Origin of the sequence: Kitasatospora sp. NPDC059160, from assembly GCF_042755465.1 — a bacterium.
Lineage (GTDB): Bacteria > Actinomycetota > Actinomycetes > Streptomycetales > Streptomycetaceae > Kitasatospora.
This window is the reverse complement of the sequence record NZ_JBHZCN010000029.1, coordinates 79,981-88,568: the sequence shown is the minus strand read 5'-3', so window position 1 is coordinate 88,568 and position 8,588 is coordinate 79,981. Positions and strand designations below refer to the sequence as shown.

Annotated in this window: 7 protein-coding genes; 2 read left to right on the top strand and 5 right to left on the bottom strand. The window is 71.4% G+C overall.

Annotated elements, in window-relative coordinates:
* Positions 1-91: 91 nt before the first annotated feature.
* From ACFXOZ_RS15070 to ACFXOZ_RS15055, 4 genes are all read right to left on the bottom strand, one after another.
* Positions 92-748, bottom strand: a complete 657-nt coding sequence (locus ACFXOZ_RS15070) for a thymidine kinase (RefSeq protein ID WP_375889245.1) — start codon at positions 746-748, stop codon at positions 92-94.
* A gap of 61 nt (positions 749-809) precedes the next feature.
* Positions 810-1,997, bottom strand: a complete 1,188-nt coding sequence (locus ACFXOZ_RS15065; RefSeq protein WP_380527126.1) for an alkaline phosphatase family protein — start codon at positions 1,995-1,997, stop codon at positions 810-812.
* Between the two features lie 94 nt (positions 1,998-2,091).
* A complete protein-coding gene (locus tag ACFXOZ_RS15060; RefSeq protein WP_360237602.1) occupies positions 2,092-2,691 on the bottom strand; it encodes a DUF5998 family protein in 600 nt (199 codons plus the stop codon).
* A 92-nt stretch (positions 2,692-2,783) separates the two neighbouring features.
* Positions 2,784-5,630 (bottom strand): GNAT family N-acetyltransferase, encoded by a 2,847-nt coding sequence (locus tag ACFXOZ_RS15055; protein ID WP_375889251.1) that lies wholly within the window; start codon positions 5,628-5,630, stop codon positions 2,784-2,786.
* Between the two features lie 227 nt (positions 5,631-5,857).
* Between ACFXOZ_RS15055 and ACFXOZ_RS15050 the strand changes: the two genes are divergently transcribed.
* On the top strand, positions 5,858-6,139 hold the full coding sequence (locus ACFXOZ_RS15050) for an HPr family phosphocarrier protein (protein ID WP_375889253.1): 282 nt from the start codon (positions 5,858-5,860) through the stop codon (positions 6,137-6,139).
* 148 nt (positions 6,140-6,287) lie between these two features.
* Positions 6,288-7,091 carry an LAGLIDADG family homing endonuclease gene (locus ACFXOZ_RS15045; RefSeq protein ID WP_380590530.1) on the top strand — a complete coding sequence of 268 codons (804 nt, stop codon included), beginning with the start codon at positions 6,288-6,290 and terminating at the stop codon, positions 7,089-7,091.
* Between the two features lie 41 nt (positions 7,092-7,132).
* On the opposite strand, the gene ACFXOZ_RS15040 is transcribed toward ACFXOZ_RS15045, so the two are convergent.
* Positions 7,133-8,326: an RtcB family protein gene (locus ACFXOZ_RS15040; RefSeq protein ID WP_380527122.1), complete on the bottom strand. Its 1,194-nt coding sequence runs from the start codon at positions 8,324-8,326 to the stop codon at positions 7,133-7,135.
* Positions 8,327-8,588 lie beyond the last annotated feature (262 nt).

The following is an 8,588-nucleotide window of genomic DNA, read 5'->3' as shown; positions in this document are numbered from 1 at the left end:
GGCCTCGTACTGGACGTACTTGGGCGATTCGGGCGTGCGTCCAGGCGGGATGCCCGGCGTCGCGCGCCTGGCAAGATCCGCCGGACAGGCCCTAGACCTGCTGCTCCTCGAAGGGCAGCACGTCCGGGGAGAGCACCGAGGCACGGGCGGTCGCGGCGGTCATCCGGCGGCGGTGGTGGCGGCGGCACAGCACCTCGTAGCCGATCTCGTCCTCGCTCACCGAGATGTCGCCGATCACCACCTGGGCGCCCTCGACCACCATCACGCCGCCGACCGTACGGGCGTTGTGGGTCGCCCGCGCGCCGCACCAGCAGAGCGCCTCGACCTGGAGCACCTCCACCCGGTCGGCCAGCTCGATCAGCCGCTGCGAACCGGGGAACAGCCGGGTCCGGAAGTCGGTGGTGATGCCGAAGGTGTAGACGTCGATGTCCAGCTCGTCCACCACCCGGGCCAGTTGGTCCACCTGCTCGGCGGCGAAGAACTGGGCCTCGTCGCAGATCAGGTAGTCCACCCGGCCGCCCGCCGAGAGCCGCTGCACCACGTGGCCGTGGAAGTCGAAGTCGTCCGTCACCTCGACCGCGTCGGCGCGCAGGCCCAGCCGGCTGGAGATGGTGGCGGCGCCGGCCCGGTCGTTGCGGGTCAGGATGACGCCCTGCCGGCCGCGCGCGGCGTGGTTGTGGTCCATCTGCAGCGCCAGCGTCGACTTGCCGCAGTCCATCGTGCCCGAGAAGAACACCAGTTCAGCCATGGGTGGAGCAAGGGCCTTTCACATCAAGGGGGTTCGGGCGCGAAGGGGTCAAGGGGCCGCCTCAGCCCCGGACTTCGAGCAGCGGCACGAACTGTTCGACCGGAGTCATCGAGCCGTGCAGGCCGATCATCGCGGACTCGCCGGGCTCGTTGCGGGAGGCGACGATCGCGATGTCGTCGCGCGCCGCGGCGACCACGTCGCCGATCCGCCGGTACACCCGCTCGTCGACGGTCGGGCCGAACCAGCCCGCCGCGATCGCCTCGTCCCGGGTGGCCACCCACATCCGGTCGCCCAGCACCTCACTCCAGACCGTGTGCACGTCGGCCGCGGCGCCCGGCACCGCGTACACGTGCCGGGCCCGGCCCTCGCCGCCCAGCAGGGCGACACCGGCACCGAGCTCCCAGTCCTCGTCGAAGTCGATCCGGTCCTCGGGGGCGACGTCGATCATGCCGTGGTCGGCCGTCACGTACATCGCCGACCGCGGCGGCAACTGCTCGGCCAGCCGGCGGGCCAGCCGGTCCACCGCGTCCAGCGTCATCCGCCACTCGTCGGAGTCCACCCCGAAACGGTGGCCGGCGCCGTCCAGCTCGCTGACGTAGGTGTACACCAGCGCCCGGTCGTGCTCGGCCAGCCAGGAGGCGGCCAGGTCCATCCGCTCCTCGCCGGTGGTACGGCCCAGGAAAGTCCCGCCGGACAGCGCCACCCTGGTCAGCGGGGTCTGGGCGAACAGCGGGGAGGACACCTGGGCGGTCGCCACCCCGGCCCGGTGGGTCTGCTCGAACACCGTCGGGTACGGCTGCCAGACCTTCGGGTCGGTGTGCGGCTGCCAGCGCAGCTGGTTCATCAGGTAGTCGGTGCCCGGCACCGCCACCGTGTACCCGGCCAGGCCATGCAGGCCGGGCGGCGTGCCCGTGCCGACCGAGGCCAGCGAGGTCGCGGTGGTCGACGGGAAGCCCGCGGTCAGCGGCCGGCCGGAGCCGCCCAGCGAGCTCCCGGCCAGCGAGGACAGGAACGGCGCGTACTCGGGGTGGCGCAGCAGCAGCTCCCAGCCCAGGCCGTCCACCAGGAAGACCACCGCCCGGTCGGCCGGGGCGATCGGCAGCGTCGCGGTGAACCCCGGGACGCCCAGGCCCGCCGCCACCGAGGGCAGCAGGTCGCAGAGCGAGCCGCTGCCGTACGGCGGCGCGGGGGCGTCGGCCGGGTCGAGGATCTCGAAGGCGTCGTAGCCGTCGGAGGGTGCGAAGGACATGGAACCGGATTCGTAGCGGGCGGGACCGCGGGCGGGCGCGCGATCGGGAACGGCGGGGCTCGGTGGCCGGGCGCGACGGGGCCCGGCCGGGACCTCAGACCCGCGGGCCGTTGTCGATCGTCGCGTCGGACAGCGCCCGGGCGAACAGCAGCGCCTGGGCCACCGTCTCCGGACCGTCCCCGGCCTCGCTCACCCGCAGCGAGAGGTCGTCGGCCGTCGCCGAACCGGTGTAGCCGTGGTCGGCCTCGCAGTTCGGGTCCGAGCAACCGGCCGGCTCCAGGTCCAGGCGCTGCACCGCGCCCCAGCCGATGGTCAGCACCACCTCGCGCGGCAGCGTCCCGGGCGTGTACGTCTCCGGGTTCGCCACCATCCGGCTCAGCACGACCGAGCCGATCCGGTCCAGCCGGACACTCTCCGTCGAGGTGGTGGCGAACGGCACGGCGGGGCTGCCCGCGTCACCCGACTGCTCGTCGGTGTGGCTCACCACGAACCGGGTCGGGGTCAGCACCAGCACCGTCACGTGCCGGCGCACCTCGTTGGAGTCGAAGGTCGTCTCCTGGTGCACCAGGTAGGAGCTGATCGGCTCCGGGCCCACCGCGGACTCGACCGCCTCGGACACCAGGGCCGGGTAGTAGCCGCTGCGCTCGATCGCCGAGCGCAGGTCCTGAGTGGTGGTGGTACCGGTCTTCGCCATAACTCCATCCTGGCATGGTCCGCCGACGAAGCGGGCGGCACGGCGCCGAGCTTCGGACATCAGCGCCCACGGGCAGGCGCAACCAAGGAAGATTACAGGGTGCTCATCGCGCGCGGGCCCAGATCGCTGCGGACGGGCAGCGGGGCGACCCGCACCCGCGCCCCCAGGATCGCCAGCCCGTGCGGGGCGACGACCACCGGTTCGAGATCCACCGAGGCGATCTCCGGTACGTCGTCCACCAACTGCGACACCCGCAGCAGCAACTCCTCCAGCGCGGCGGTGTCCACCGCCTCGGCGCCCCGCCAGCCGAACAGCAGCGGCGCCGCCCGCACCTCGCGGATCAGACCGGCGACGTCCTGGTCGGTGGCCGGGACGAGGCGGTGGGCCACGTCACCGAGCAGCTCGGCCGGGGCACCGGCCAGGCCGAAGGACAGGATCGCGCCGACGGCCGGATCGACCGTGGCACCGATCACGGTGTCCACGCCGCGCGGGGCCATCCGCTGCACCACCAGCTGGGCACCGGCCGCGCCGCCGAGCAGGGCGTCCAGCTCGCGGTGGGCGCGGCGCAGGCCCTCCTCGCCGGTCAGGTCCAGCCGGACGCTGCCCAGGTCGGGGCGGTGGCGCAGGTGCGGGGCGGTCGCCTTCAGGGCCACCGGGTAGCCGAGCTGCTCGGCGGCCCGGACGGCCTCCCGCTCGTCGGGGGCGGCCAGCGTGGGCGAGACGTCGACACCGTAGCGGGCCAGCAGCAGCCGGGCCTCGGAGTCGGACAGGGTGATCCGGGCGCCGCCGGGCTGGGTACGGGCGGCGACCGCGGTGCGGGTGCTGAGCGCCGCGTCCACCAGGGCGCGGGCGCCGGGCTCGTCGATCCGGTCCAGGTCGGGGACGCGCGCCGTCTCCTCCGCCGCGGCGGTGCGGCGGCGCCACTGCGCGTAGTGCACGGCGTGCGCGAGGGCGCGCACGGCCCGCTCGGGCGCCGCGTAGGCCGGGATCCCGCCCGGGCGCAGCCGGGTCGGCAGGTCGGTCAGGGCCAGGTGGGCCAGCACCAGGGGCTTGCCCAACTCCCGTGCCCGCTCGCCCGCTTCGAGCAGACCGGTGGCGATCTCCGGATCGTCCGAGCCCATCTCGGGGTCGTCCGGGCCGGTCAGCCGGCCGCCCATGAAGGCGTGCGCGGAAGTGCCGATCGGCGGGATGGCGACGGCGATCACCGCGTCCACGGCCGGGTCGCCGAGCGCGACGTCCAGGGCGATCCGGAAGTTCTCGCCGGTCGCCGCGGTGGTGAGGTCGACCGGTGTGCACGGGCGCAGCCCGGCGCTCAGGCAGGCGTCGTAGGTGAGCAGGCCCAGCGAGTCGGAGTTGCCGACCACGGCGACCCGGTCACCGGGCGGCAGCGGCTGCTGGGCGAGCAGCTCACCGGTGTCGAACAGCTCGGTGATGGTCGCCACCCTGGTGACCCCGGCCTGTTCGAACAGCGCGTCCACGGTGGCGTCGTGCAGGCCGGTGGCGGTGGCCGGGACGGCGTGGCCGGGCGGCAGGCTGCCGGTGTGGCGGGCGCCCTTGACCACCACCACCGGCTTGGCGGTGGCCAGTCGGCGCGCGATCCGGGTGAACTTGCGGGGGTTGCCGAAGGACTCCAGGTACAGCAGCACCACCTCGGTGGCCTCGTCCTCGGCCCAGTACTGCAGGAAGTCGTTGCCGGAGACGTCCGAGCGGTTGCCGACCGAGGCGAAGGAGGAGACCCCGAGGCCGCGCCGGTGGGCGGACTCCAGCAGGGCCACGCCGATCGCCCCGGACTGGCAGAAGATCCCGAAGCCGCCGCGGTCCGGCAGGTGCGGGGCGAGCGAGGCGTTCAGCGGGTGGTCGGGGTCGGTGTTGATCAGGCCGAAGGCGTTCGGGCCGATCACCCGCATGCCCGCCGCGCGGGCCTGGCGCACCAGGGCGCGCTGGCGGTCGCGGCCCTCCGGGCCGGTCTCGGCGTAGCCGGCGGTGACCACCACCAGACCCTGCACGCCGTGCGCGCCGCACTCGGCGACGGCCGCCGGGACGACGCTCTCGGGGACGGCGATCACCGCGAGGTCCACCGGCCCGGGAATGTCCAGAATCGAGCGGTGCACCGGGACGCCGTCCAGCTCGGTGCCGGGCGGGGCGCTGCGGTTCACCGCGTAGACGGTGCGCGGGGCGCCCTTGGCCTCGTACCGGCTCTCGAACTCGGTGTCGAAGCTGCCGAGCAGGTCGCGCAGCAGGGCCCGGCCGACGGTCTGCGGATTGCGGGAGACGCCGATCACCGCCACCGAGCGCGGGGTCAGCAGCCGCTGCACCGAGCGGGCCTCGGCGCGGTGCTCGCGGGCGCGCATCACGGCGAGTGAGCGGTCGGTCTGTTCGAGGGCGAACTCCAGGTGCACCACGCCGTCGGCGAAGCTGCGGCGCTGGGTGTAGCCGGCGTCGGTGAAGACCTTCACCATCTTGCGGTTCTCCGGCAACACCTCGGCCTGGAAGCGGCGGATACCCCGCTCCTGGGCCACCGCCGCGATGTGCTCCAGCAGCGCGGAGGCCACGCCGCGGCCCTGGTGGGCGTCCTGGACGAGGAAGGCGACCTCGGCGTCGGTGCCGTGCTCGGAGGGGCGGCCGTCGGCGTCGATCCGGTCGTAGCGGACGGTCGCGATGAAGTGGTCCCGGACCACCACGGCGAGGCCGACCCGGTTCACGAAGTCGTGGTGGGTGAAGCGGCGCACGTCCTTGTCGGAGAGCCGCGGGTAGGGGGCGAAGAAGCGGAAGTACTTGGACTGGTCGGAGACCTGTTCGTAGAACTCCACCAACCGCCCGGCGTCGCCGGGGGTGATCGGCCGGATCCGGGCCGTGCCGCCGTCGCGCAGCAGGACGTCGGCTTCCCAGTGCTGCGGATAGTCGGGTTGCGCGGGGTTCGCCACCGCGGGGTCTTCCACATTCGTCAGGTTATCCGGCGGCGAGCCGAATGGCGCCGGGCGCGTGCCCACGGCAGGGTGGACAGGGCCGCTGGCCGGGCCTTATGCCCCGAAAAGAAACAATCACAAGTCCCGAACGCGGCGCCTCGCAGGGGTTGCCTGCGTGCAACACTGGTCTAGACAACACGGTCGTTCCCCCCGCTCGCCCGAGCACGGCCGTGACCAGCTTCACCGGAAAGGCACGTCTCATGGCTGAGCGCCGCGTCACCATCGGTTGGGCCGAGGGCCTGCACGCCCGTCCCGCCTCCGTCTTCGTCCGGGCCGTCACGGCCACCGGCGTGCCGATCACCATCGCCAAGCCCGGCGGCAACCCCGTGAACGCCGCCTCCATGCTCGGCCTGCTCGCCCTGGGCGCCCAGGGCGGCGACGAGGTCATCCTGGCCTCCGACGCCCCCAACGCCGACGAGGCCCTCGACCGCCTCGCCAAGCTCGTCGCCGAAGGCCTCGACGAGCTCCCGGCCGCGGCCTGAGCCCTCGCGCGTCACGCACGAAGCGCCCGGCAGTGCTGTCTAGCACCGCCGGGCGCTTCTGTTCACGGATTCGATCGCATCCACACCATTGAGCGAACTGGTGGTCATTCGATCCTCTCGAACGACGGATCGCACTGATGCTCTCGGCATGACGTTCTTCGACCTCGAACGACCCGAGCACGCCTACATGTTCGCCTTCCTCCAGGCGAACGGACACCTCACCGAACAGTCCCGCAACCGCGGTCGACTCTCCGTGGAACTCGCCACACGGGACGCCCCGATCCTGGAGGAGTTCCAGCGGCTCTGCCCGTACAACAGCACCATCAGCTACCGGACGCGCGCAACGAACTTCAAGGCGGAGCACGCCTCAGTGATGTGGACCGTCTACGCTCGAGAGTTCCGCGAGGAATTGCAGGCGCTCGGCCTGCCAGCGGGGCGGAAGTCCGACATCATTGCGCCGCCGCACATGCCGCTCTCCGAGCGCGACTACCTTCGGGGGCTGATTGACGCCGACGGCTCGACGGGACGGACCTCACAGAATCTCCCCTTCGTCAGCCTCACGACCCAGAGCGACGCCATCGCCACGTTCGTCCATGGCTACCTGGACGGCCTCACCGGCACTCGACGCACATTCCGACGGAACAAGCGGGACGGGATCTTCAACCTCTTCTACTCCAGGGAAGAGGCGGTGGCTATCCTCAGCCACATCTACTACCCCGACTGCATGGCACTACACCGCAAGAAGGCCGCAGCCGCAGAAGCAGCGATGTGGGTCAGACCCTCGGGCGTGAGGCGCATGATCAAGCGCAGCTGGACCAAAGCCGAAGATGACGTCCTCATGGCAGCACCCAGCATCAAGGCAGCAGCAGAACAGCTCGGCCGCACCGAGAAGAGCTGCAATATCCGCCGATGGCGCCTCAATGGCTGCCAGTCACGAAGGATAGCTTCGTAGATGAGGCGCCCGGGAACGGTTCCGGGCGCCTCAACATTTGGTCAGCCCTTCACGCAGACCACCTGCTTGAGGTGGGCGACCACCTCGACCAGGTCCTTCTGCTGCTCGATGACCTTCTCGATGGACTTGTAGGCGCCCGGGATCTCGTCCACCACGCCGCTATCCTTGCGGCACTCCACACCCTTGGTCTGCTCAGCCAGGTCGCGCGTGGTGAACCGCTTCTTCGCGGCGGTGCGGCTCATCTTGCGGCCGGCGCCGTGCGAGGCGGAGTTGAACGACGCAGCGTTGCCCAGGCCGCGGACGATGTAGGAGCCCGTCCCCATCGAGCCCGGGATGATCCCGAGGTCGCCGGAGCCGGCCCTGATCGCACCCTTGCGGGTCACCAGCAGGTCGACGCCGTCGTAGCGCTCCTCCGAGACGTAGTTGTGGTGGCAGCTGATCACCTCCTCGAAGGTGACCTGCGCCTTGGCGAACTCGCCCCGGACAACGTCCTGGAAGAGCGCCATCATCAGGGCACGGTTGTGCTTCGCGTACTCCTGCGCCCAGAAGAGGTCCTGGCGGTAGTCGGCCATCTCTGGGGTCTTCGCGAGGAAGACCGCCAGATCGCGGTCGACCAGCCCCTGGTTGTGCGACAGAGAGCGGGCGACGGTCATGTGGTGCTCCGCCAGCTCCTTGCCGATGTTGCGCGACCCGGAGTGCAGCATCAGCCACACCGAATCGGACATATCTACACAAACCTCCGCAAAATGATTCCCCGAGCCGAGCGTTCCCATCTGCTGCATCGCCCGCTCGCGGCGCCACTTGACGTCCTCCGCGATGTCGTCGAAGCGGTGCCAGAAGTCGTCCCAGCCCTCCGTGCGGAAACCGTGCAGCGTGGTCGGGTCGACCGGGTCGGTGTGGAGGCCGCGGCCGACCGGGATGGCCTGCTCGATCTTGGAGCGCAGGGCGGAGAGGTCGTCCGGGAGGTCCTTGGCGGTGAGGGAGGTCTTCACCGCGCTCATCCCGCAGCCGATGTCGACGCCGACCGCCGCCGGGCAGACCGCGTCCTTCATGGCGATGACGGAGCCGACCGTCGCGCCCTTGCCCAGGTGGACGTCCGGCATCACGGCCAGGCCGTGCAGCCAGGGCAGGGAGCTGATGTTGCGCAGCTGCTGGAGGGCCGCGCCCTCGACCGTCGCCGGGTCGGTCCACATCCGGATCGGGACGCGGATGCCGGGAACTTCGGTGTACGACATGGGTGAACGACCTCCAGAGGTCGGGTAGTTCGGGGAAGGAATTGCCGCGCGAAAGAGAATCCCGGTGCGGCTCGGGGAAGTTCGGGGACGGGTGCGCTCAGGCAGCCGTGGCGAGGCATGGGAGATACGGCCTCGGGGAGCGTCGTCGTATGGCTTGCTCGACCCGCATGGTGACCGCCTCCCTCCGCTGCTCGCAGTTCGCACGTGGTGTGCGTCGGGGAACATCTATCCACGGAACGGGCCGGGCCCGCAACGGATTTAC

Bases quoted from the DNA above. Each gene is read 5' to 3' on its own strand.
- ACFXOZ_RS15070 (WP_375889245.1), bottom strand. From the start codon at position 748: ATGGCTGAACTGGTGTTCTTCTCGGGCACGATGGACTGCGGCAAGTCG.
- ACFXOZ_RS15065 (WP_380527126.1), bottom strand. From the start codon at position 1,997: ATGTCCTTCGCACCCTCCGACGGCTACGACGCCTTCGAGATCCTCGAC.
- ACFXOZ_RS15060 (WP_360237602.1), bottom strand. From the start codon at position 2,691: ATGGCGAAGACCGGTACCACCACCACTCAGGACCTGCGCTCGGCGATC.
- ACFXOZ_RS15050 (WP_375889253.1), top strand. From the start codon at position 5,858: ATGGCTGAGCGCCGCGTCACCATCGGTTGGGCCGAGGGCCTGCACGCC.
- ACFXOZ_RS15045 (WP_380590530.1), top strand. From the start codon at position 6,288: ATGACGTTCTTCGACCTCGAACGACCCGAGCACGCCTACATGTTCGCC.
- ACFXOZ_RS15040 (WP_380527122.1), bottom strand. From the start codon at position 8,326: ATGTCGTACACCGAAGTTCCCGGCATCCGCGTCCCGATCCGGATGTGG.